This is a genomic window from Nostoc sp. C96 (assembly GCF_059384975.1).
This window is the reverse complement of sequence record NZ_CM182020.1, coordinates 6,314,501-6,336,745: the sequence shown is the minus strand read 5'-3', so window position 1 is coordinate 6,336,745 and position 22,245 is coordinate 6,314,501. Positions and strand designations below refer to the sequence as shown.

Annotated in this window: 33 protein-coding genes; 20 read left to right on the top strand and 13 right to left on the bottom strand. The window is 41.5% G+C overall.

Translation table 11 applies throughout. From position 1 onward, the window contains the following. Positions 1-87: 87 nt before the first annotated feature. The 6 genes from AC504W_RS27080 to AC504W_RS27055 all read right to left on the bottom strand — a co-directional run bounded on the left by AC504W_RS27080 (position 88) and on the right by AC504W_RS27055 (position 3,602). Complete coding sequence (locus AC504W_RS27080; protein ID WP_494875343.1) at positions 88-1,464, bottom strand: IS110 family transposase; 1,377 nt, start codon at positions 1,462-1,464, stop codon at positions 88-90. Positions 1,465-1,780: 316 nt separating this feature from the next. Then, entirely contained in the window at positions 1,781-2,056 is a 276-nt protein-coding gene (locus AC504W_RS27075) for a hypothetical protein (RefSeq protein WP_494875342.1), read from the bottom strand. Further along, on the bottom strand, positions 2,049-2,729 hold the full coding sequence (locus AC504W_RS27070) for a hypothetical protein (RefSeq protein WP_494875340.1): 681 nt from the start codon (positions 2,727-2,729) through the stop codon (positions 2,049-2,051). The genes AC504W_RS27075 and AC504W_RS27070 overlap by 8 nt, the downstream gene beginning before the upstream one ends. Continuing rightward, complete coding sequence (locus AC504W_RS27065) at positions 2,713-2,919, bottom strand: hypothetical protein (RefSeq protein ID WP_494875339.1); 207 nt, start codon at positions 2,917-2,919, stop codon at positions 2,713-2,715. The genes AC504W_RS27070 and AC504W_RS27065 overlap by 17 nt, the downstream gene beginning before the upstream one ends. A gap of 87 nt (positions 2,920-3,006) precedes the next feature. Further along, positions 3,007-3,327, bottom strand: a complete 321-nt coding sequence (locus tag AC504W_RS27060; RefSeq protein ID WP_494875337.1) for a hypothetical protein — start codon at positions 3,325-3,327, stop codon at positions 3,007-3,009. A 92-nt stretch (positions 3,328-3,419) separates the two neighbouring features. Then, positions 3,420-3,602 (bottom strand): hypothetical protein, encoded by a 183-nt coding sequence (locus tag AC504W_RS27055; protein ID WP_096579473.1) that lies wholly within the window; start codon positions 3,600-3,602, stop codon positions 3,420-3,422. 463 nt (positions 3,603-4,065) lie between these two features. On the opposite strand from AC504W_RS27055, the gene AC504W_RS27050 reads away from it, so the two are divergent. The 5 genes from AC504W_RS27050 to AC504W_RS27030 all read left to right on the top strand — a co-directional run bounded on the left by AC504W_RS27050 (position 4,066) and on the right by AC504W_RS27030 (position 5,945). Further along, positions 4,066-4,278 carry a ribbon-helix-helix protein, CopG family gene (locus AC504W_RS27050; RefSeq protein WP_494875336.1) on the top strand — a complete coding sequence of 71 codons (213 nt, stop codon included), beginning with the start codon at positions 4,066-4,068 and terminating at the stop codon, positions 4,276-4,278. A gap of 38 nt (positions 4,279-4,316) precedes the next feature. Further along, positions 4,317-4,448, top strand: a complete 132-nt coding sequence (locus AC504W_RS27045; RefSeq protein WP_494875335.1) for a hypothetical protein — start codon at positions 4,317-4,319, stop codon at positions 4,446-4,448. Between the two features lie 103 nt (positions 4,449-4,551). Continuing rightward, complete coding sequence (locus tag AC504W_RS27040) at positions 4,552-4,761, top strand: hypothetical protein (protein WP_494875334.1); 210 nt, start codon at positions 4,552-4,554, stop codon at positions 4,759-4,761. 69 nt (positions 4,762-4,830) lie between these two features. Next, a complete protein-coding gene (locus tag AC504W_RS27035; protein WP_494875332.1) occupies positions 4,831-5,466 on the top strand; it encodes a hypothetical protein in 636 nt (211 codons plus the stop codon). Further along, positions 5,463-5,945, top strand: coding sequence for a hypothetical protein (locus AC504W_RS27030; protein ID WP_494875331.1), 483 nt, complete (start codon positions 5,463-5,465; stop codon positions 5,943-5,945). Before AC504W_RS27035 ends, AC504W_RS27030 begins: the two co-directional genes overlap by 4 nt. A 163-nt stretch (positions 5,946-6,108) precedes the next feature. Here AC504W_RS27030 and AC504W_RS27025 read toward each other — a convergent pair whose 3' ends face one another. The 3 genes from AC504W_RS27025 to AC504W_RS27015 are packed head-to-tail and all read right to left on the bottom strand — an operon-like array spanning position 6,109 to position 7,018. Continuing rightward, on the bottom strand, positions 6,109-6,246 hold the full coding sequence (locus AC504W_RS27025) for a hypothetical protein (protein ID WP_494875330.1): 138 nt from the start codon (positions 6,244-6,246) through the stop codon (positions 6,109-6,111). Positions 6,247-6,287: 41 nt separating this feature from the next. Next, positions 6,288-6,443: a hypothetical protein gene (locus AC504W_RS27020; RefSeq protein ID WP_494875329.1), complete on the bottom strand. Its 156-nt coding sequence runs from the start codon at positions 6,441-6,443 to the stop codon at positions 6,288-6,290. Next, entirely contained in the window at positions 6,440-7,018 is a 579-nt protein-coding gene (locus AC504W_RS27015; RefSeq protein WP_494875328.1) for a tyrosine-type recombinase/integrase, read from the bottom strand. The genes AC504W_RS27020 and AC504W_RS27015 overlap by 4 nt, the downstream gene beginning before the upstream one ends. Before the next feature lie 248 nt (positions 7,019-7,266). Here AC504W_RS27015 and AC504W_RS27010 point away from each other — a divergent pair, with 248 nt between their 5' ends. The 3 genes from AC504W_RS27010 to AC504W_RS27000 are packed head-to-tail and all read left to right on the top strand — an operon-like array spanning position 7,267 to position 10,233. Continuing rightward, positions 7,267-8,070: a hypothetical protein gene (locus AC504W_RS27010; protein ID WP_494875326.1), complete on the top strand. Its 804-nt coding sequence runs from the start codon at positions 7,267-7,269 to the stop codon at positions 8,068-8,070. Between the two features lie 2 nt (positions 8,071-8,072). Continuing rightward, positions 8,073-8,231, top strand: coding sequence for a hypothetical protein (locus AC504W_RS27005; protein WP_494875325.1), 159 nt, complete (start codon positions 8,073-8,075; stop codon positions 8,229-8,231). Then, positions 8,197-10,233 (top strand): hypothetical protein, encoded by a 2,037-nt coding sequence (locus AC504W_RS27000; protein ID WP_494879491.1) that lies wholly within the window; start codon positions 8,197-8,199, stop codon positions 10,231-10,233. The genes AC504W_RS27005 and AC504W_RS27000 overlap by 35 nt, the downstream gene beginning before the upstream one ends. 1 nt (position 10,234) lies before the next feature. On the opposite strand, the gene AC504W_RS26995 is transcribed toward AC504W_RS27000, so the two are convergent. Next, a complete protein-coding gene (locus tag AC504W_RS26995; protein WP_494875322.1) occupies positions 10,235-10,432 on the bottom strand; it encodes a hypothetical protein in 198 nt (65 codons plus the stop codon). 301 nt (positions 10,433-10,733) lie between these two features. Here AC504W_RS26995 and AC504W_RS26990 point away from each other — a divergent pair, with 301 nt between their 5' ends. From AC504W_RS26990 to AC504W_RS26945, 10 genes are all read left to right on the top strand, one after another. Then, complete coding sequence (locus tag AC504W_RS26990) at positions 10,734-11,408, top strand: hypothetical protein (RefSeq protein ID WP_494875320.1); 675 nt, start codon at positions 10,734-10,736, stop codon at positions 11,406-11,408. After that, positions 11,408-11,662, top strand: a complete 255-nt coding sequence (locus AC504W_RS26985; RefSeq protein ID WP_494875318.1) for a hypothetical protein — start codon at positions 11,408-11,410, stop codon at positions 11,660-11,662. Before AC504W_RS26990 ends, AC504W_RS26985 begins: the two co-directional genes overlap by 1 nt. Beyond that, positions 11,643-12,038 carry a hypothetical protein gene (locus AC504W_RS26980; RefSeq protein ID WP_494875316.1) on the top strand — a complete coding sequence of 132 codons (396 nt, stop codon included), beginning with the start codon at positions 11,643-11,645 and terminating at the stop codon, positions 12,036-12,038. Before AC504W_RS26985 ends, AC504W_RS26980 begins: the two co-directional genes overlap by 20 nt. Beyond that, positions 12,029-13,603: a hypothetical protein gene (locus tag AC504W_RS26975; protein ID WP_494875314.1), complete on the top strand. Its 1,575-nt coding sequence runs from the start codon at positions 12,029-12,031 to the stop codon at positions 13,601-13,603. The genes AC504W_RS26980 and AC504W_RS26975 overlap by 10 nt, the downstream gene beginning before the upstream one ends. A gap of 9 nt (positions 13,604-13,612) precedes the next feature. Further along, on the top strand, positions 13,613-14,002 hold the full coding sequence (locus AC504W_RS26970; protein WP_494875312.1) for a hypothetical protein: 390 nt from the start codon (positions 13,613-13,615) through the stop codon (positions 14,000-14,002). Positions 14,003-14,041: 39 nt separating this feature from the next. Further along, the gene (locus AC504W_RS26965; protein WP_494875310.1) at positions 14,042-14,353 is read left to right on the top strand and encodes a hypothetical protein; all 312 of its coding nucleotides are present in this window, start codon (positions 14,042-14,044) and stop codon (positions 14,351-14,353) included. A gap of 1 nt (position 14,354) precedes the next feature. Next, complete coding sequence (locus tag AC504W_RS26960; RefSeq protein ID WP_494875308.1) at positions 14,355-14,756, top strand: gp53-like domain-containing protein; 402 nt, start codon at positions 14,355-14,357, stop codon at positions 14,754-14,756. Between the two features lies 1 nt (position 14,757). Next, positions 14,758-15,273 carry a hypothetical protein gene (locus tag AC504W_RS26955; RefSeq protein ID WP_494875306.1) on the top strand — a complete coding sequence of 172 codons (516 nt, stop codon included), beginning with the start codon at positions 14,758-14,760 and terminating at the stop codon, positions 15,271-15,273. A gap of 2 nt (positions 15,274-15,275) precedes the next feature. Then, entirely contained in the window at positions 15,276-15,641 is a 366-nt protein-coding gene (locus AC504W_RS26950; RefSeq protein ID WP_494875304.1) for a hypothetical protein, read from the top strand. A 762-nt stretch (positions 15,642-16,403) separates the two neighbouring features. Further along, on the top strand, positions 16,404-16,937 hold the full coding sequence (locus tag AC504W_RS26945; protein ID WP_103125247.1) for a DUF4330 domain-containing protein: 534 nt from the start codon (positions 16,404-16,406) through the stop codon (positions 16,935-16,937). Between the two features lie 117 nt (positions 16,938-17,054). Here AC504W_RS26945 and AC504W_RS26940 read toward each other — a convergent pair whose 3' ends face one another. Continuing rightward, positions 17,055-17,969: an alpha/beta fold hydrolase gene (locus AC504W_RS26940; protein WP_494875302.1), complete on the bottom strand. Its 915-nt coding sequence runs from the start codon at positions 17,967-17,969 to the stop codon at positions 17,055-17,057. Between the two features lie 440 nt (positions 17,970-18,409). Here AC504W_RS26940 and AC504W_RS26935 point away from each other — a divergent pair, with 440 nt between their 5' ends. Then, positions 18,410-19,003 carry a hypothetical protein gene (locus AC504W_RS26935; RefSeq protein WP_494875300.1) on the top strand — a complete coding sequence of 198 codons (594 nt, stop codon included), beginning with the start codon at positions 18,410-18,412 and terminating at the stop codon, positions 19,001-19,003. Positions 19,004-19,166: 163 nt separating this feature from the next. After that, the gene (locus tag AC504W_RS26930; RefSeq protein WP_494875298.1) at positions 19,167-19,946 is read left to right on the top strand and encodes a hypothetical protein; all 780 of its coding nucleotides are present in this window, start codon (positions 19,167-19,169) and stop codon (positions 19,944-19,946) included. Between the two features lie 47 nt (positions 19,947-19,993). Here the strand turns inward: AC504W_RS26930 and ftsE are convergent, their stop codons facing one another. After that, positions 19,994-20,743, bottom strand: a complete 750-nt coding sequence (gene ftsE, locus AC504W_RS26925; RefSeq protein WP_494875296.1) for a cell division ATP-binding protein FtsE — start codon at positions 20,741-20,743, stop codon at positions 19,994-19,996. 262 nt (positions 20,744-21,005) lie between these two features. Further along, complete coding sequence (locus tag AC504W_RS26920) at positions 21,006-21,758, bottom strand: WecB/TagA/CpsF family glycosyltransferase (protein WP_494875295.1); 753 nt, start codon at positions 21,756-21,758, stop codon at positions 21,006-21,008. Positions 21,759-22,245: the final 487 nt, after the last annotated feature.

The following is a 22,245-nucleotide window of genomic DNA, read 5'->3' as shown; positions in this document are numbered from 1 at the left end:
TGAAGTTGCATTTTCACTCTAGGCAACCTACGTAAGACTTGAAAACCCCACTTTGATAGAGTGGGGTTGAGCATCAGCTATTTATGATCATGAACTGGCGATCGCTCTCAACAACTCTCTAAACAAAATATTGGCAACCTTAGAACTGAGTTTGGATTGCAAGTGCTTACCGTTAAGCAGTTGCCTACCAGAAGCATCAACGTTGTTTTTGAGCGTGTTTTTGTAAAGGGTAATTTCATCACCAATTGGTGTATTGGGCAAGCGACCATCAACTTCAATTTTGGTGATGACGTGTTGCCAGAAGTTTTTTCTACATAAAGCACTACCAGAACCTTTTTCAACTAACTTGTCCCCGGATTGCTCCAGAACAGTACCCATACCTAGCCGCAGTTTAAAAGCATCCCTTGAGCGATTACGTTTAACTCGCTTCACATCGCCAGGGAGAAACTTAACTACAGATTTACCATTTTCACGGCTAACTTCTTTACGCTTCACTTCCCGCACTTCCCTTTCAATTAACGGTTTACCGTCAGTTAGAAATGCTTCAAACGGGTAAATGCGACTCAGCAACCTTGCCCGAATCCTCAAACCAAAGCCAAACTGATCAAAAATTTGATTGTAGGCTTTGAACTGTTCATTATTGATTAACAGTTTTAGCTCTGACTCCAGGCGTTGTTCTTCTAGATCAATGTCACAAAGCCAATCAGCGTGCAGTCGGGTAATAGGGTCAATTGTAAAACCAAATTCTACTGCTACTGACTCCTGGTACTGTTTGGTGAGCGACTTGTAACTTTGCGGGTATACTTCCGGTTCACGTTCTGCTAACCAACCCCAAAGCGGCGGCACATTTCCAGGTTTTGTACTTCTAGAATCGCTATGAGCTTTTTCTGGGAATTGCCAAGCCAAAACCTGACGGTTGTAGTTGATGATTGGAGATTGAACACGGTTAAGGTGTTCGAGTTGCTGTACAAGTTCCCGCAGTTGGTCTATTACCTGTGGGCGGTGCATTAAAAATTGGCGTGGGTTTAATTCACCAGTTTCTAAATAATTTTCCTGGTCTAAACCATAAGCAGCCATCGCCAGCGCGTCAGCTGCATCTGATTTATTCGGCAGGTTTTTACCACCACGATAGCGGCGTAATTCGATGTGACCAACCCAGAGAATTTTAACTCCTAAAGTTTCAAGAATCCTTGACCATAACCTAGAGTAATGATTTCCTGTCGGTTCTAAAATGGCAACATCGGGCTGATGAGTCTTGATGTAATTAACAAAATCATACGCTGATTTTTGATTGCTTTTAGGTTTAGGACTAGAGTAAAAACTAGGAAATAAATTGTTAGATTTATTTCTATTTTTCTGCCAATAGTTCTTTAAACCTCCTATGGGGTATTGTGATAAAATATGACAAGTGATGCTTGATTTACTAACATCAACCCCCAAGGTTGTAATCGATTTAATTGTCATGGTTCCGCGAATAAATTGGAGTTTATTTGGCTTCCGTATTGGCACTACGGATAAGTTAAAAGACCCAGATTTGACGCTCGAATCCTCCTAACACCCCACAGATTAGGGGCGCGATTCACTCTTAACGCTGGGTTTATAACCCAGTAGTTATTAGGAAAGGTGCGCTTGAAAATGCCAACACACCCAAAGGTGTGCGATTCATCTTTAACTCCCCACTTCCTAACAACTTGGGGCGGAATTGATTTGGACTCAACCCGCGACGCTGGCAGTGATGCCAGCGTTTCGGCTACTGAGTCAAGTAGCCATCATCAGGCGGTTATTGCTGTCGTAAAAAGTTCAAGCCACCAGTAGTAATTTCTAATCTTTTAATATCGTCTAGCTCATAATCAGTCATGCTAACTATGAGATAAGCTTGTTGCTGAAAAATTATATTGATGTGGCGGATAAACATATCTGGATAACCAAAAGCCCCAGGAATAATTTGTTCACGAACTACTAAAGTTTGTTCTCCAGGTTGAAAACTAGGACTAGAAAAACCGTGTTTATCTTCATGGTTTAAATCGTGATAAACGATAAATTTGATATCACTCATAAACTTCATCGTCCTCGTAATCTTCTTCACCCCAGTCAATAATTGAATAGGTGTTATTAGGGTTAGTGTTGTTGAGAATATCGACCATTGCCCGTCCGGTTAGTACATCAAGAATTGAGTAATTAGAAAGTTGTTGCTCAACTTGGAGGCTCTGAAAAGCTTGTTCTAGTTCAGGTGTTCTTAACCTGGGGTCAATGTCCTCAATGCTGTTGATTGCTGGCGGTTCCTCATCGCCGTAAATCCATCGCTCATACTGGTCATCGGCAAAATCGGCCCAAGCTTTTCGACCTTCGGGCGTTCCGGGTGGTGGTGCGGTTTCGAGAAAATCAGCGAGTTCTTTAGCACGGGCGAAACCTTCCTCCCAGCACTGCATGGATTCAACCCAAACCTCACTCATAGCAAAGCCGTTACGTTCAGCAGCTTCAGCGGCAACTTCATTCACATCAGCATTCCTGGCGCTGGCGATGAGTCGGGCAATGGATTGAATTTGAATACTACTAAGTCTTTCTAAATCCACAATCCACAGGGCAATTTGTTCTTTGTTTGGCCCGGTTGGTCGTTCCATTGGGAACGGGTCACGCATGGGAATCATGCCATCGGGGAACAGTTCTAAGATTGGTTCGTAAGGATTTCCGGGTTTGAGTTTTACCCAGGTGTCATGTTTGGTCATCATGTTGTCCTCTTGCAGCAGCTTCTTGCCAAGCTTGGGCGATTGCGTCTACGTCTTCGGGAAATTGGAAATTTTGAATGTTGCCATTTGACCAAGTGATTCTGGCGATGCCTTCATCAATTTCTAGTTGACGAACTAGGGCTAAATTTAGCCAGCCACCAGACGGTAAGTGACAGCTGTATATTGTTGGCACAGAAATGATCATGGTAAATTTGGTGTGGTACAAATCGCGATCGCAGCGGCTTCATTCTCCTCACTGCGATCGCATCAAAAATGGGCGTTAGAAACCACCAAGGGAAGCATCACTATCCGGCTCTATCCCGGTCAAATTATCTTGTTGATTTTTAAGTTCTCCCAGCTTCTCTTCAAGGTAGGAAATTTCTTGCCTGAGATTACTGGCCTTCGTCTCTAATGTCCTGATTCGGGCAACAAGTCCAATTTCTTGTTCTTCACGGATTTTGCGCTCGACCGTTTCCATAACACGCGAGATGGACTCTTCTACGTCATCCCCCTCTATCACTTCCGCAAACAGTTGCAATTTCTTGTTTTCGTAATTTCCCAGGTTGAGAACTCGCTCGTATGTAATGCTTTTGATTTCCATAGCAATGTGATATTTTTTACTTGTCAAGAAGTGGCAATTTCAATCAAAGGCGATTCGCATTTCCTGAGTGCAATCGCCTTTTGCAATGGCGGCTATCCTTTAACCTCAACAAGTTGATCAAAAACCACCTCAAAATTCCCGCTAGGGGATAGCTGGCGCAGAATAGTCATATAAGCATCGGCATCAGAACGGGTACGAAATCTGGCAACGCAGATATTACCCGATAAGCGACAGTTGAAAATTGCCCACGGTCTAATCTCAGTACGGTAGCTCATATATTTTTCCTAAAAAAGCCAGCACAAACTAAACACAAACGCTTGTGCTGGTGTGAACGGAACGATTTACAAAAGCTGATTATCAAGGAATCGCCAGTGAGGTATAACACTGGCGAACAGTGGAAAACCTATAATTTTCGGTTACTTGTATGTGAGTTTTGCGTCTAAAAATACCTCCAACTAAAGGACATGACTGTATAGGTGCAACTGTGAAGTGTGAAGCACCAAAGAATTTCTGTGTGAATTGTGAGTTTTAGGTTGTTTCCGCTGCGGTGGCAATTCGCCTAGTGCTGCGGTGGTGGCTCCTGATTTTGCCCTCACGGGCATTAAGCAAGGGTGAGGGGGGAGCGATTTGTTTTGTTCATATCTAACTTTTTCAATTTATAATGTATGAATATAACTGTCAAGCCTGTTAGTAGTTTTGTTCACACAAAACCATTTTGTTCATACAATAGAGAGAAATATGTTATGGAAACCAAGCATGGTAAGACCAAACGAACTGAAAAATCCTTACAGAGTGACTTTTTGGGCGGACAAGGAGGAGTGGGACAAACTGGAGCCAATAGCGAAGCAAATGGATACAACTCGTTCCCAGATTATGAGGGATGCGTTGCGTGCCAAAATTGGATTAGCCAGTTCTTCGCAGAAGGACACCCAAACTTTGCTAAAGTCTTAGAGCGTCTTCTGGAGATTGAGCAGCAACACCTGGAATATGTGGACGCACATCAAGGGAGACTGAAGGCGCGGTTAGAAGAATCAATTGAAACTAAGAAAAAATTTGTTGATAACGTAGCTGCTCTTAGGACTGAGATACAAGCAATTATGAGCCAAGAGCAAGAAGATTAAACCGTCTTTGCCTATGAGGTGAGGACGGTTTTTTAATGCGATCGCGTTGGTGCTGTTTTCTGTGTGCGATCGCAGTTGACTAATGACTAACGACTAATGACCAATGACCAAATGTAAACACTTACGCAGACGCGGCAACGCCAAACTCTGTGATAATCCACCCGTTTTCGAGCTAAGGTGTTCAACCTGCCCTTACAATCCTCACCGGGAATTTGGGACAAACGTAGACTACGACGAAGAAGATGGACTGTGCCACCTTGACCACACCTCACCGAAAGACTACGAACCAGAACCAATTTGGTGGACTTGGTAAAACACCCATCAATTTTTAAAAACTAAAAACCACCCCGCGCGGAGTGGCTTGTTTCTACCTAAAAGAATTATGCCAGGAAATACCAAATTACAAAACTCCCAGTGGACGGAGCAACACGACGCATTCTGCCTAGAAAATAAAATTGTCCCCGCGGCCAAACTTCTGTGGCAGTGGCTAGTACGCCAGGGAATCGCTGAAGAAACAGAACCAGACTTAGCCGAATTCAACGAATGGGTAACTAAACACCGGGGCAAAGGTTACACCAGACCAACCCTCAAAAATGCCCTAGCCCAACTTATTGAACTGCGAGTAGTGCAGCTAGTCAAACAATTTACGTGGCGAATTGTCCGAATAGTTACAAGACCTCTGGAATGGCTCAAGCCGAAAAAAAATTATCAAAACCGTCAAGAAAATTTCACTTCACAACCCTCAAACCCGCAATCAGTCGAAGACGAGGTTAACAGCAGCAGCAATTCTTCTACTAGTGCAGCCGCGAAAGGGGAGATACTCGCAGTTTGTTCTGAGGCAGGTATTTTTTATCACCCAGAGAAACCCGCCAAAATCTTTAATTACTCCCTTGATGATGTACTGGCCGCCATTGGCGTTTACAAAATCCGCAGCGCCGCGGAGCAAATATTTAATCCTCCAGGCTGGTTAATCAACTGCTTGGAGTGGCGTTACTGGGAAGCTTGGGGTGAGTTATGAATCAGCTAACTCTGTTCAACCTGGAAGCGTTTACCAACTACGACGAAACTCAAGAACCACCAGACCCAGACGATTACCAAACACTCGAACAATATGAATATGCCTGGAAGCAATGGCAGAACAAATATCCTGAATTGCTCAAGTATGTAAATGCAATGTCTCCGTGTGAAAGTGTTGGGGAGCAAGTAACCAGCATCACTGAAGAAAGTGCGAATACTAATAACTTAGTCAAATTTCATACAAAAAAATCTGCTCCCCAACACGATAACCACTGGGTAGAAAAATACTGGGTTGAGCGTTCTGGTAATAAATATTGGTATTACCGCTATATGTGGATGGAGGGGAGAAAATTACACCGCCGCTACATTGGTTCGGTCAGTTCACCAGCTGCACGCGATCGCAAATTGGCCATCGAGGAGGCCATAGCTGATGGTCAAACCCCTGCGGAGATTGAAAAACTCATTCGCTCCTGGCGCTAAGTCTCCTATATTCCTAGTGTCAAGCATTCTCAATAAGGTAGTTTGGGCGATCGCCATTTTTCAAGAAGCTGCTGTCCATGCTGAAAGTATTGATTTTTCGTTGCTTCATCCATGAAAAGTGTTTAAAAGCAAAAATTTTATTGCTAGTAGATAGCATTAAGTCTCAATGAAAAATGCGTTCGCCCTTGGCGTTGGCGAAGCCATCGCATGAACACGGTAAAGAGCGATCGCAAAAAATGAATATTTCAGCTTGATTGTAGAGGATAAAAAATGCGATCGCCTTGAAGTGGTGCGATCGCACAGTTAGATGTTACTCAGTAGAGTTATTTAGCTGCTATTGTGTCACGGAAGCATTGACTGTGGGTAAAGTTCATCAACTTCATCCCAGGCCATGTTGGCCATCTCCTCTAGTGCTTTGGCTAAATCATGAGGATGCCAGTCTGCGAGAACAGCCCGAACATACAATTCTTCGATTTTTTTGAATAGTTCACGGTTCATAGTGTGGCGATCGCTCCTTTGATTTGGTCAGCGTCAATATCGATGTAACGTTCCAAAGCCTTAAAATCACGGTGTCCCGTAATTTTCTTAATCGTGTAAGGACTTGTACCGTTACGATGCAGCTTGGTGATAAACGTCCGGCGGGTTGAGTGAGTGCTGATACCCTTAGCCGCAAAACCAGCTTTTTCACAGGCACGCTGCAAAATGTCATAGGCATTACGCCAAGTCACACACTTTTGGCCGTCCCGGCTGGGGAACAGCCACAAGCTATCACCCGGCTTGTAACTAGCAAGTGATTCAGCTAAAACCGGATGTACAGGAACTTGGCGAGTTTCTCTACTGCCATCAGGCCGACGCTTGCGAGTTGACGAACGAAAAGTAATAGCTTCTCGTGGTGAACCATCAGCGTTATAAACATCACTCACCCGAAGTTGAACAATTGCCCCCCAACGTTCCCCGGTGTACCATGCCAAATCTAAAAGCAGTTTATATTTCTGAGTTTTTAACTGTCGTCGTAACTTAGAATATTCAGCGTCAGTCAGAATAGATGCTTGCCCACACCTATTATTTTTCATTGTAAAATCTCCTCTTTTCATATTCCGGTTTAGCCAAGGTGATAAGTTAAATCGGAATATTTTGTTTTTTAGCTAATAGCTAAAAGTAAGCCAATACTATCCATAGCAATAGTTTCACGTCCTCAGCGCAACTACCGCTTTTACATAAAACTGGAAGATACGCCCAATTGATAATTGTCATATTGTCAGCCCAGTAAAACCAAAATTACTTTTCTGGGAACAATCAAATATGACCTTAAAAAAACATCATGGCGATATCTACTATCAATGAAGCCAAACCAATTGTTCTGAAGTTAGATGTTAATAGTAATTCCAATGTTTACCCTATTTTTACTGACAATGATTTCAGCGTTGATACCGGAACAGTTATCAGTGAAAATATCTTTGTAAAAAACCTCAAGGCTTATGTCAAAATTAGCAGCCTACCAGAAGCTAATTTACCAGACATCACGCTAGAGGATAGCAATACGCAAGCTTTGTACAAATCACTAAATACAGAGTGGAGTTCAGCCAGAAAGCAATTAGATTTATTAGTATCGGAAGATTCTATTAATTGGTATCCAGTAGGGTCAATCAGCTTATTAAATCCTGCGGGGTATCCTTACAGGGTGTACAACATTATGGACTTGTATACTCAAAATTTAGCCATTGAATTAGGTAAGAACGGCAGATTAGGAGTACAGCTAAAAGATGCAGGATGGGGGCTGCTTCAATCTGGCGACACTGTAACGATTCATGGGAGCTATATTAAAGAAATTTGTATTGACGACAATCCCACACCAATCAATAATTCTGTTCCTTTTAATAAAACTGTAAACAATGAAGTTTGCATCGTGCTTGATGCAAACCCAAACAGAAAAAATGTAATCATTTCTAATGAATCAGACATCAACATTTATTTGGACTTAGGAACATTACCATTTATAGGCAGAGGAATTGTATTAAAACCTTACGGAATTTTTCAATATTCAACCCAAGAAATTAATTACAAAGGTGTAATTACTGCAATTTCAAGTTCAAATTCAGTTGTTTCTGGAATTGAATTATTTTAAATATGAATGATGAAGCTGATTTTAAAATGCCTTATCGCATTGTAGGTAAAACTGATTTAGAAGTAATGCGCGATAAATATCAACGCTTACACAATGACTCTTATGGTTTGATTGTGAGATTTACCAATGGTTCGCCAACAGAAACAACCGCGACAGCGTAGACCCCCAGAGAATGACGGCTGGCAACCGCCACAGGAAGCAGATTCGCCATTACCAGGAGTATTCCCGGTAGGCGGCGGTTTTTACGCTACTCCTGGCGGCGCGGTTAGTCCATTTGATTGCGGTCGCTGGCCGGATAGTCCGTTTTGTGGTGGTAATCCTTTCACAAGAGATTTTGTAGATTTTGGATTATCAAAAGTGCAGGATGAGTGCAATATTGGTATTCAATTTGCACCATCACTAGGTTTTATAAAACTACCAATTTATCAATTTATTTACAGATTTCCTGGTGAATGTCGTTTACCGCCACAGCTACCACCACATAATCCAAATTTAGATAATTACGAGGATCAGTCTATCGTTGAGCCTGGGCTTTATATTACTTATAAATCTTTGCAATATGGTTATAACGATGGCGTTATTAGCAATTTTTCTTTGCCAATTGGATTGGTGGAAGAAGTCTATCAAGTTGATGTTATCAATATTCAATATCCCATTCAAACTGATATTTATTTAGATACAAATGTTATTGCTAATTGTTCCATAACATTTAATTTTCAATATAGCTTTAAAATGAATGTTGCATACGCTCAAGGTGTATGGAGCATCCCTATAATTGAAAACCACATCAACAATCTAGATGGAACACTGCCAAGCGATTATGAAGATAAAACGGCAGAATTTAGCGCTAATGCTTCAGGAAGCTTTAAAGTTTATTACGCGGTTGGTGCTTCCGTTTATCCGCGTATAGAAGTAGAAAGTAGTAGCAATTATTTTGCTGCTATGGCATCTCAATATATTAATCAATACGCCAGAATCATTAATACTGAAGATGATTTAATTTTAGAAAGTAAAAGGAATACGATTAAAACAGAGTATTCTTTTTTTAGTTATGATAGCTCCATATTTCCTGTAGAAGTGCCATCTTATTTTGAAGGTAGGCAAATTTCAATTGATGGCTACTCTGAAGATTTTTCTGGCATTTCTTACTATGGAAGTGGGTATTCTATAGAAGTAGATGAATATCAAACTAGTGCCAAAAAACTAGAAAATTACGACCCACCACCGCCGCCGCCGAAAGATTGTGAATGTATGTGTCAATGCAACAATGATTCTAATAATGACCAACTGCTAAGATTGATATTAAAAAGAATTGGCCCGTTACCCGCTTCTGTGCCAAATAGTTTAGTTAAGAAAAATAGTGGGACACGACAAATAGACAGTCTAGCTCAATATATTGCTTACTCTGTTATTCAAACCAATGCTCAATTTGGGCAATTTCCACAAGAGATAAAAATTAAAGATGCAGACCTTACTCAACAGGGTGATCAACAGCAAACGGTCACGATACCAAATCTAGCTGAAGCAGTTGCTGAAATAGTAGGGTTGTTATTAGTATTGCGAAGCGAATCAGCCGCTAATTTAGTGGCAACTGTAAATGCCATGATTGAAGCGGGAAGTGCTAAACAATCAGCTATTTTGGCTAGGGATTATGGGGCTGCTAATGCAGAATTTCTCGGATACAAAGGTAAACAGATTGAGCGTCAAATACCGTTTACTTTTGTTCCTGGGGAGTCTCAACTAGATAAAATGCTCAAGCCTGGGGAAGTTAAAGTTAAAGGCTGGGATAATGACGACAAGAACGACCTAAATGATTTAATTGCACCAATATTAGAAATGGCTGCTATGTACAGGGCTGCTAATTTTCGGAATATTGGCACAAGTAGCCCATTAACCAAAATCAAAGACATTCTTGAAGGTGCGGTAAAACTTTCAAGTGCGGTTGATACTTTGGCTAAAACTCCGCCACCGCCAAACCCAAACAACCCAGACGCGCCACCGCCACCACCTAAAAAGAGTGACTGGGACGAATTCGTAGAAAGTGCCGAATCAGGGTTTATCGCTAAACCGGGGATAACTGATAATTTGCATCCTTATAGTCGCCCTCTAAATCAAAGACCAAAAATTCGAGAAATTGGTGCAGATACAAGTGAAAGTACTTAATTTACACATCAGCTTTTGTAATTGCATTCTCACCCCAATCTTCACGTAGTAGCCAAAGTCTTTCGTTAAATATTTGTTGGCGCACTTGTACCTCGGTATATCCCAATTCTTGCATCAAGCGTTTGATAAGTCTGTATTGGGGTACGTAGCGATACGGTTGTTTGACACCATAATTCTTTTTTCGCCAACGTCTACGCATAGTGCGCTTGCTCGTCGTACAGAGCAATGGATAAATAATTAATTCCATCGTTGATAATCGCTTTTTGAAGCGTTTTTTTCTTGCTAATTAAAGTGTCGTCTTTTTTTAGACCCCTAGGGGTCTAAATGCCGTTTTTGAAAATTAATTGTTAAATCATAACTGCTAATTAAACTTTCATAGGTTAGTTAAAAGTGCCTATTGTGACTTAGATTTTTCTAGTCTCTGTCTATGTGTTCTTGCTGTTGCTACTAGCAAACAGAGGCGAATAACGTTGATTAAACAAACAGAGATTCAGTTATTTATGTCTTCTTATACTCGTGGTAAAAAACGGTCAAACCTCGTTTTTGTAACCATTAACGACTTGATGTACTTTGGTTTTAAACCAAAAGATTTAGCTTCCCTTCCAGGTGTCACAGCAGCAGATGTAACAGCTTTAGGTCACGTACAGCCAAACGCCGTTGCAGCTGGGAGACTGAAAATAATTGGTGCTAAAGCACCTAATCCCCCTAGAGTTTTGAAAAAAACTGGGGCTGCGGCTGGACAACAGCAATCTGTTAGCACGTTCTGTGGATATAACAATATTGGATTGGCTCAAGCAGCAGGCTGGACTCTATCAAAAAGTCGCACAGGCGTAAGTTTACGCGCTCCAAATTCACCCAGGCAAAGCTTAACGGCAATTGCTGAATTAAGCGATGGTAGTTTGTATTGCTTCCCCATGAATAAAACCGATTTCGAGTCTTACGGTGCTGCGTTGGGTTTGAAGAACTCGACAACTATCACTACTGATGCTGAACGTAACAAGCTTGTAAGTGGTGCTTCAATTCCTTACCCTGGACGTGCTGCAATACTGTTACCTAATGGGTCTACATTCTCCAGTTTCTTTTCTACTGACAGTCAAGGTGACGCATCTGAAGCAGGCTATGACATTCTGTCTGAGGAGAAGATTTTAGCTAGTGCGCCAGCTAACAACGGCTAATGATGCTGCCAATTGAAACTAAATCTGGGTTAATTCTGCCTGGACATCCTTGGTTTTACAACTATCTGCATGGAACCCTCCCGATCGGCTGGCAAGATTTCGCGGATCGTAATCCTGATTTTGCGTTTGTAGCCCGTGCTGGGAGTGGCATTTTAGAAGTTGTGACCGAGGATGAACTAGAAGAATACTGTGAGGGTGGGGAGTACGACCAGTTAATAGAGGAACGCAGCAACGATGACGACTATTTCGGATGATATTGGCGTTTGGAATAACCTTGGCACAGTGGAAGCTATCAAAAAGCAGTGGATTAAATTCCCTGTAACTGCCACTGGCGCAAACGCCACCATCCGAGCATCGTTTATTTGTAACGATTGGACTAAACTTTCTAGCTACGTTCTCATTCGTCCCCGTTACAAGACTGCAAACAGTGACCAAACTGGGAATGCTATAAGGGTCTACCCTTCTCCTACTTCCGTGATTTTTGAAGCACCCATTCCCCAAGACTTCCAAGAGCGTTCAGTTTACTTTCGAGATTTTGAAGTTTACAAAACCAGTCGCCGTCGTGCCCGTTATATCGGCGTGACTCCAGATGCCAATTTGCAAGTCAAATTGGAGGAATTATGGGGTTAGCAGACATTGTTGAATCGGCTTTAGAATCTCGACAAACTCGCTCTTCTATTGGGGAAAGAGTTTTCAAGAACTCATTTGAGGATAAACAGCAAGACGATAACGGCAACATTTTAGGTTGGCTTTGGAATGCTGGCAGTAGATTAGTTGGTTTTTTAATTGCAAATGTTGGCGGTCTAATTAGTTTTACCCTTACGGGCTTGTGGAGCCTGTTTACTAGTACACTCCAGTTCATTTGGACTTTCGACTGGAATATGTCTGACAAGACAATTGACCAGCAAATTCAGCAATCCTGGGATGCTTTGGGCGGAATGCTGGGTGGAACTTTGGGAAATTTAATTGGTTATTTGGGGTGCGGAGTTCTACCAGGAGCTACCATCATGGCATTCAACGAGCCTTTAGGGGCTTACGTTTTAGAAAATGTAGTAGAAGAATTGGCTGAAGAATTTCTGTCTAATTTGGCTAACTTAGTGCGGTACACCTTCATTAGTGGAGTTCAATCACTACTACTTTGGGGTTTTAAAAATCTTCGCAAGTTTGTTAAATCAAACGTTGGTTTAGTTAACCGACTGTTTGGTGACAAAGCGGCTAAAGCAGTTAAGGCTTGGGGTGCAGAGAACAGTAAACCCTGGTCGTTTGCAATCGCAATGGATAATGCTGTTGAATCTATCCCCAATACTTTCTTACGAAATTTTGTAGAGGAATTTTTGGAGGAAGCCTGGGACGGTTGCGTAGAGGCTGGTTATGTTGTCGCCAACTCTGTTGAGTCTTACCTAGCAGCTGAAAAACTCAAGCAACAGCAGCTACCCCCAATGGGTAAAACAAAATACGTTGAGATTCAGCCAGACCGCAGCATTGACGACCAAAGGATTATTCTGGCAGGCCCACAAGAAGCACTCAAGCCGGTGATTGTGCAAACGCTGACCAATTACCAGTTGATGGAGTACAAGGATATTGGAACTTTCGTGGGTTCTCCTGTAGATGAATATCTGCGGGCTAAACCCCGAAGCCTAACGCTGATTGTGCAATTTTTCAGTGTTAAAACTCCACCCTGGACAAAACGAAATGGGCAAGACCGACTCGTTAGCGGAACCTATGTAGTACCTGAAATCGACCCTGCCAAGCTTGATTGGGAACGCATAAAATTAGCCTGTGGCGGTGCTAATGGCTACATGTATGGGCGATATCGAGCGTTTACCGTACTGGACAACGGGCGAGGTATGGCCTGTTTCGGGCAAACCGGAGATGAAGCGGAAGATAGACTACGCGCACTCGCCGCACTGGGCAAAGGAAATATCACCAAAAAACCCACAATTTCTGAAGACAGAACCGAGGATGTTAGCGGGACTTACATCAAGCAGCCAGGGAGAATTTACCCCGCTTATTTCACGATCATGAATCAATACCGTGTTCCTGGTGCATCTGGTTCCGGTATACCTATCAACGGTAAAAGGTACATCCGTAAGGATGAACGGATAGATTTGTGGACTGAAACCAAACCAATTAATTTTGAGGAAATTATTTTAGAACTCCTCAAAAAACCCGGTGCAGACAACTCACCCAATTAATAGAGAAAAATGGAAATTATTTTACCTCAATTCAATATTGAAGAAGCCATCAATTCAGCGTGGCAAGCGAATCAAGCCAAAGCTGAAATTATTAATAGTGACAGACAGAAAGCTGAGGAAACGGCTATTAATGCTTTGACCGGGCAATTTCAAAAAGAACTTGATACTTATTTGGATAGTGGTGTTCAGTCGTCATTGAAAGTCAAAATTGTTCCACCAACAGAAATATCAATTTTTGGAGTTTATGCTACTTTCGATTATTTATCTAGAACAATCAAGCTTAAACGTGATAGCCAAAATTGGGACATTAGTATTGATGAAAAAAGCATGGTTATACCTCCAGACTTATTGAGACAAACTTTGCTTTTAGAACTAGGAAAGCTCAAGAACGAAGTTTGAGTTAACAAAAAATATAGAAGATAGGAGTGTATTTCATAAATGCCTTTATCTAATCCCTCAGTTGTAACGGTAAGCACACCAACTAGTAGTACCTCTACACCAAGTAGCGTTAACTCATCTGCTACTAGTATTACAATCTTGGCTTCTAACAGTAGTAGAAAAGGTGGCACAATTTGGAATAAAAGCACTGCTAATCTTTATATAGAATTTGGTGCGACTGCTTCAACAAGTGCATTTGTAGCGATATTGGCCGCTGGCGGCTATTACGAAATTCCATTTAACTACACTGGCGCAATTTCTGGTATTTGGGATGCTGTCAACGGTAACGCCTTAGTACGAGAACTAACATAATATGCCTTTAACTAACCCCAGCACTACAGCACTACAAAAAGATAATAACCTGAGTGACTTGGCTGATGCTGCTATTGCTTGGGCTAATCTAGGCGCGAGTCAATCATTAGGAGCTAATGCTGGGTGGATAAAATTACCCAATGGGCTAATCTTGCAGTGGCAAACATATACAGCCCCAAGTCAGGCATTCAATAGCGGGACTTCCTACACATTTAATGTTACTTTTCCAATAGCGTTTAATACTGTGTATCACGTTGTTGGATGCTTGCAAGCTGGGTCAAACAATAGCGCTAATGGTGTTCAATTTGAGGGGTTAACTAACACCAAAGTAACAGCGAGAATCTTAATGAATACTACCAATACAACAATTGCTAGTTTTAGAGTTTTTGCTATAGGAATTTGATATGTCTTATTTTGTGAATTTTGATTCCAATAATAAAATTGATGGCTTTTTTAATGATGCCATCAATAGCTTGATTCCTAATACTGCTATTCAAATTAGTGATGAGAAATGGCAGGAGTTAAGCTCAAATCCTGAAAAATATAGATTACAGGATGGGCAGATTATTTTAGTATCTGAAATTCTGCAAGCTGAACCCATTCCCCTAATTAATTGGGCGGAATTTAATAGAAGTATGCAGAGTAATGCTGCTTATAATCAGTTCATTTCTGATGCAGTTGATAAAGACGCTGTACGTAGACTTGAAACTTTAGCGATTACTTTAGGTGTTACTAATCGCCAAGATTTCAATCTTGATGATTTGAAATTGCTGTGGAATGTTGTTTTACAGTCGATTCCTACAGAAAGTTTACCTTTGGCATCTGCTGTTAGCGAATGGAATCAAATGGCTAATCAATCCTTTATGCCTTTTGAATTTATGCCTGATGGCTCCATGACAAGCCGAGTACCACCAGAATAAGTATGAAAATTGATATTAATAATGCTTTGACTGTTTTTTCTCTCTTGTTTATGTTGTTTGGCGCTGTTTATCGGCTTGCTCAGGTTGAGTCTAATATCAACGCCAGGATTACAAGAGTTGAGACAAATGTTTTATCTGCGGTTGACCAGCTTAAGGACAGCGTTAATGGACGGCTGTACACGATTGAGAAAAATCTTGATGTTCACCTAACTGAGTACACTGCCAAAAAGGAACACTACGACTACCGAATACATACTTTCGATACGCAATTAGAACATAAATTTAATCGCCTTAGGGGGCTGATCAAGCAGCTTTCCGGGTTTCTCAGCAGAGAATCTGGCTTTGTTCTTAGGGATGATGAGTACTAATCACTCTCTGGGGATTCACTCTCTGGGGATTCATCTTATGACTACGGATGCGATCGCCCATATTATCCCTAGAGGTATTGTGATGTGACTTATTCTTAAAACCCCTCTCCAAACCTCTCACGCCAGTTGCTACAACAGGGGGAACCCTCCGAAGTTTGCTCAACGGGGGAAACCCCCGCACGCAACTTCTCCCCGCACCGGGAGAGAGGCTTTGAGTATTACTCTCCTTTCCTGGTAGGTATGGGATTGGGGATTAGGTTTGAAAGAAAGTCGCACGCCGCAGGTGAAGTATTTACAGCAGAATTGAGGAGTCAGAATTCAGAATTCACACATAATAATAAACACTCTACTAGGACTTACGCACTGTACAAAATAACTATCTTGTGCATTAACGTAAATACGTTGTTTCAGGCTCTTATCAATCACCTTTAATTGAGTGCGATCGCTAAAATCTCATTGAAAAATCTAGCTATTAGCCTTGAAAACTCCACCCGTTATTTTGGCTTTTCTGTCAATGCGTAAGTCCTATCTACTTAGCTTGAAAACCTAAATTGTGTATTTAAAGACGACACATAGCAGCAAGTTTTCATCAGGTATATGGGATTGCCGACTGTACGCCGATTTTTTCAACTCGTGATACACTGTCGCAAGACTATACGCCCAGCCATTTTTCAGTCTGGCTTCAGTGGGAAAATCTGCCGTGTCCCTGATCAACTTTGTTGCTAAAATCAAATACTTTGTTTGTATATAGGAAAAGTTTTTATGGCTATTTTTGATTCCAAAGGTCGCTTGTTCGGGAAAATCAATATTCTTGATTTAGGCGCTGCACTCGTCATTCTGCTAGTCATAGTGGGAATTTTCATTTTTCCTGGAACCTCTGGTTCTGTCGCCCAAGTTGGGTCAAAAACTGTCCCCATTGAGGTAGATTTAGCTGTGCGGGGTTTGAATGTGCGTGACCCTGAACGCTTATTTGACAATGGATTTAAAAAAGGCGGTAAAACTAACGTCATTATCCGCAATCAGCCTTACGGTCAAATTGGGATTAAATCTGTGCAACTGCTACCAAGAACAGTGACTGCAACTCAACCAGATGGTTCTGTGAAAGAATTACCAGATCCTAGAAGTAACAATTTCAGTACAGATATGCTGTTAACTTTGGAAGGTAAAGCTCAAGTCACGGAAAGTGGCCCAGTTTTAGGTAACAGTAAAGTCAAAATTGGTATGCCTTTTGAGTTAGAAGGCTATAACTACAACTTCAACGCCACTGTGATTGATGTGCGCGTGCAAGAAAAATAGACAACTGAAGTATGAAGTGTGTAGACGCGTAGCGGCTTGCCGCAGGCTAGTATGAAGTGTGAATTATCCATTAATGGACAGAGCCTTTAAGTCTACATACTTTACACTTCATATTGTTCAGTCAATTGACCCTTGACCATTGACTAAAGGCAAAAACTGGCGAATTAATCCAATAGTGACTGCTGGTAGTTCCAACTGGGGTGTTAATCCTACATCGTCTAATTCTTGAAATACGCGAATTGCTTGGGGGTTTATCTGTGCCAAACGACGACCGATGTCGGGGCCAGTAAATTGGGATTTCTGCCCCCAAATAATCGCAGTGGGAGTGGTCAGCTGTTGAATATGCAGCGACAAATCAAAGCATAAGTCACCCCGCACAAAAGATAGTGCTGCATATTCAGCATTAGGCTGCTGGGCAGACTGGAGATAAGCTTCAGCAATTTCTTGATAGACTCGACTAGCTTGAGCAAATTGTCTTTGCTCTAAAAAACTGCGAATCCCTGCTTCTGTAGCAATACCAGTACTGTAGAGTACACGGTCAATAATTGGCACACTGACCAACTGAGCAAAAAAACTGCGGGAGTAGTCTGTGCCAAAATCAGATAGTCCAGCGGGTGTGGTGAGAATTAAAGACTTGAATAATTCAGGATGAGAGATCGCTACGCGAATTGTCAACGCCGCGGTTAAGGAAGAAGCGATTACTGTCACTGGTGCTGTACAAGTTTGCTGCAAAAATTCCCGAATCGTCGTTAAATAATCTTCAATTTGGTAATTCCGCACTGGATGTTCTGATTTACCCCACCCGATTAAATCTGGGGCGAGAATGCGATATTCACTAGCAAAAGCTGGATAAACCTTCGACCACTCATAAGCAGAAGACCCACCGCCAAAACCATGTAGAAATACTAAAGTTTCTGCTTCTGATTTGGCGATCGCTTTATTTTGCCAAAGTGAGCCAGTGGCAGTGTAATATACCATTCTTCCTAGCGATGTGATGATTGAGCTTTGCTCAAATCCCTGTGGCTGAAACATATATATTTGTCGTTAATTTATGAATAAATCACGTTATTGAGTGGAACTAACACTCGCTTTACCCCTAACAACCCGTACTTTAATGAGATTTCTTAGAAATTCTCTATTGCTATTATTAGCAAACCCTCATTTTTCCACCTCTAGCCTCTGCCAGATTAAGCAGATGTAAAATCACTGGCTTACGTGTAAAGATTCAGTGATTTTTTTGTCTCTCATTTGCCGTGTATTTGCCTGGAAACACTTTAGCAAAAGGCTTTAACTAAGTAGCTTGTATTACTTTAGTCATATAAGGGTCATTAGTTTTTTATGGTAATCTATCAGAAAACTCACGTAAAGTTTTGAGCTTCCAGAATAGTTGAAATACCTAAGATTAACAACGATTCTGCGTTCAGCAAAAACAGCTTTAGATATAATTACTTATCTAAATCGTTCTCTAGGTAATGGTAAGGCGGGGTGTTGTGGTAAAGCAGGCTACTCTTCAATCGGATAAAGCACCAGCGTTGGCAGATTTTAAAGATGTACTGGAAAACTGCGATGTGCATATAGCTTCAGCTTGGCGGGGACAGTTAGCAGAAACTCTAGAAACAGCCAAAGTCGGTATCCCTATTTGTGTGTGTTTAAACTTAGAAGATTTAAAATGTTTTGAATCTGTAGAGACTCAGTATGAGCGTTGGGGTGTAACTTTCCGCAATTCGATTGCCATACAACCTTCAAACCCGGCATTTCCCACCCATTCTGGTCAGATAGTATTGATGGGTTCACCAAAAGGCGGATTTCTCGAAGCGAGTTTTGTCAATCCAGTCAACTACGTTAGTGCCTATGTTACTAGTTCGCAACGGCTAGTAATGTCTGCCTATGATGGCGATCGGCAACTTCTCAACCAAACGGTGCTTCCGGGTGCAAATCTCGCCAATTCTGACTCAGCCGTACCCCCGAACACTTTATTGTCTGTCACAGCCAAAAACATTCATTTTGTGACTTTCTGTGCGTTTGACGGTCAATTCACCATCGACGATTTTCGTTTTTGTCTTTAGTCGATTTCCTGTTTCCTACTTGATGTATGAGGTACAGGTAAGCCACTTAACTCAAAACTTGTCATATAGACTTATCAATAATCAGTAATTTTGACTTCATCATGTGCCTAATCCCTGGTAAAAGATATATTAGAAAATCTCGTAAACAAATTAGGTAAATACTGTGGCAAAGGCTTCGTTTTCTTTGCAGCAACTAATTAACCAGATACCCAACTGGTCACTTCCAGCATTTTTGCCAGGAAGTTCCAAGCAGCAAAATTTCAAGCCTTTTTCCAGTTCAGGAGGCATTCTTGGCTTACTGACAATCGTCATTGCCATGCTGTTATGGAACTGGAAACTGCTATTAGCTCTTGTTGTTGGTGTTGGGGTGATGCTAATTACCTACTCAACCCAACAATGGAACTGGCAACTACGTTGGGTAGAAATTCAGAAATTTCTCCAAGGGCCAAATCGTCGGTTAGTCTTAGCTGTCGGTAGTGGTGGCCTGGCGACTATTAGCACTTATATGGCAGCTGCTATTTGGGTTGACTATCACAGCCCGTGGATGGCGACTGGTGCGATTTTGCAAGGCTTGGGAACTTTATTCACGTTAGTTTTACTGCTTTGGCAAATTCTCAGCCGTTATTCCAATCAAGAACCAGACATCTTTGAGCAGTTGTTACTCAACTTAACCGAACAAGACCCATTAAAACGATTAATAGCTGTACGCCGTATTACTAAATTTGTCTCTCGTCAACCAGTTAATGCGGCGCTACAGCAAGAAGTTGTCCAATGTTTGCAACTTCTTTTAACTAAAGAGGAAGAAACGATCATTCGAGAGGTGGCTTTTGAGAGTTTACAAATCTTAGATAAGCTAAAGAATCTACCATCCAGTACAGCTACGCCTTTACAACCAGTCAAGTTAAAAGTCCAAACCCAAAAGTCTCAAGTTTTGAACTATTAGCCAAATTCTGCTGTAATTTTCAGACTTCAGACTTTACACTTCAGACTTCATTTCCGATACAGTCTGCCATTACGAACTTGCACCACAGGATGATTGCACCGACGCACCAGTTGTTCATCGTGGGTGGTCACAATAACTGTAGCCCCAAAAGAATTTAACTTTTGCAGAATTTGGATCACTTGCCAAGAATTGTCTGGGTCGAGGTTTCCTGTGGGTTCATCAGCTAAAAGTAATGGTGGTGTCCCTACTATCGCCCTTGCAACACTCACCCGTTGTTGCTCTCCCCCCGAAAGCTGATCGGGAAAACAGTCAGCTTTAGACAGTAAACCCACCAGCTTTAAAGTCGGTTCTAAACGTCGCTGAATTTCTTTGCGAGTGTAACCTTGTGCTTGCAGTACAAATGTCACATTTTCTGCTACAGTTCTTTGGGGAATGAGTTTGTAATCTTGAAAGACAATGCCAATCCGTCGCCGTAACAGTGATAAGCGATCTCCCCGCAAATCTGTTACATTGCAGTCATTAACAATCACTTCTCCCTGAGTCGGTAACTCTTCACCATATAAAAGTTTCAAAAGTGTTGATTTACCAGAACCGCTTGGCCCTGTAACAAACAAGAATTCTTTCGGTTTAACCTCTAAACTCACATCTAACAATCCATCACAGCCATTGTTATATGTTTTTGTCACAGAGCGTAACTGCACAATGGGAGTATTACTACCGCTTTCCTGTGGAAGCTTACTATCCTTTGCGGGAATATTTTGATCAGTTTTAACTGGAGTTTTTACAACTGTTCTCATTGGAAAATGTATACACCTGATTAGAACTAAACACTCAAAAAATTTCAATTTAAGATTGTCTTAAAAATAATGATTCCCAGGACAGGCCTAGGAATCTCAAGTTCAAGCGCAAAAATTAAATTTTTTGGAAGTTTTCAGTACTAACCGCAAGCCTAATTTGGGATTTGGTAGAAATCAAGCAAAAAGTGAAAAGGTAAAAAACTAAATTTCTTTTGACTTTTACCTTTTGATTTTTGCCTTTTGCCTTCCTACTCCCTATTTTCTAGACTGCACTTTTGGCGGTCAAGCGGTAAACAAACGCTTTGAGTGCAAACTCTGGTAAAGCTAACATCCGTCGCCAACGCCAAGGTTCTTGATATAACCGATACAGCCATTCCAGATTATTATTACCTAACCAAGCGGGAGCGCGGGTTTTGCTTCCTGACCAAATATCCAAGCTACCACCAACACCAATCCAAATTGCTTGAGGGCATAAATGGCGATTTTTGGCAATCCATAATTCTTGACGTGGTACTCCCAAACCAACCAAAATTACTTGAGGCTGTAGTTGGGTGAGAGTTTGGTGTAGTTGAGCTTCTTCTTCTGGAGAATGATATCCAGAATGAGTACCAACTATATTTAAATCTGGGGCTTGTTGCTGCCAAAAATCTGCGGCTTTGGCTGCGACTCCTGGTGCGCCGCCGTAAAAAAATACTTTTGCACCTTTTTGCTTTTGTCCAATTTCTCGCAGTAATGTCTCTGCTAGTTCAATTCCTGGACAACGCTGAACTTTTTGCCAGAAAAGCCACTGCAAATACAAAACAACACCAGCACCATCGGGAATCACTAACTCAGCATCGTGAATTACCTGGGCTAGTGCGCTGTTTCGCTCTGCTTGCATTGTCATTTCTGCATTCAGCGTCACTACATGAGTACCTCTGCTGTGTTGCAGGCATTCTAGCAACCAGCCTGGATAGTTACTCATGACATGAACTGGTATTCCTAATACCGAAAAAACTTTAGGCGGTTTAGACATAGCCTATTGATTAGCCTCACATCACACCAGATTGTCTCGAACGATAGTTTATCAAATATTTTAATCAGTCGCCTAGGCAATTTTGGGCAAATATTAGTGAGAAAGTTACATCAATAAAAGTCCTTCAGTCCTTTCTCCCAGAGGAGAGTACACCAGAAAGTTGTGATGTATACCAGGATTTTTGGCGATAAAAATTTCTAATGTTTAGACCTTCTGGTATTCTATTGATTTGCAATGTTTCATAGCGAACCTTCATTGGCATGTAATTTTTACTAGCGATCGCATTTTAGCTATCACAATGAGTAGTTGAAAAATGTGAATCTGTCGTAAATCAACCAGTATACTCATAAAAAAGGAGGTTGGCTTTTACATAACCTAAGTAAGTTTGCTTACCAGTCAAAATATCCAACAAAATCTAACTAATTGGCAACAGTACTTGTATCTCAGGTATAACCTGACATTTCATATTCAAGAGAAAGGTTCAAGT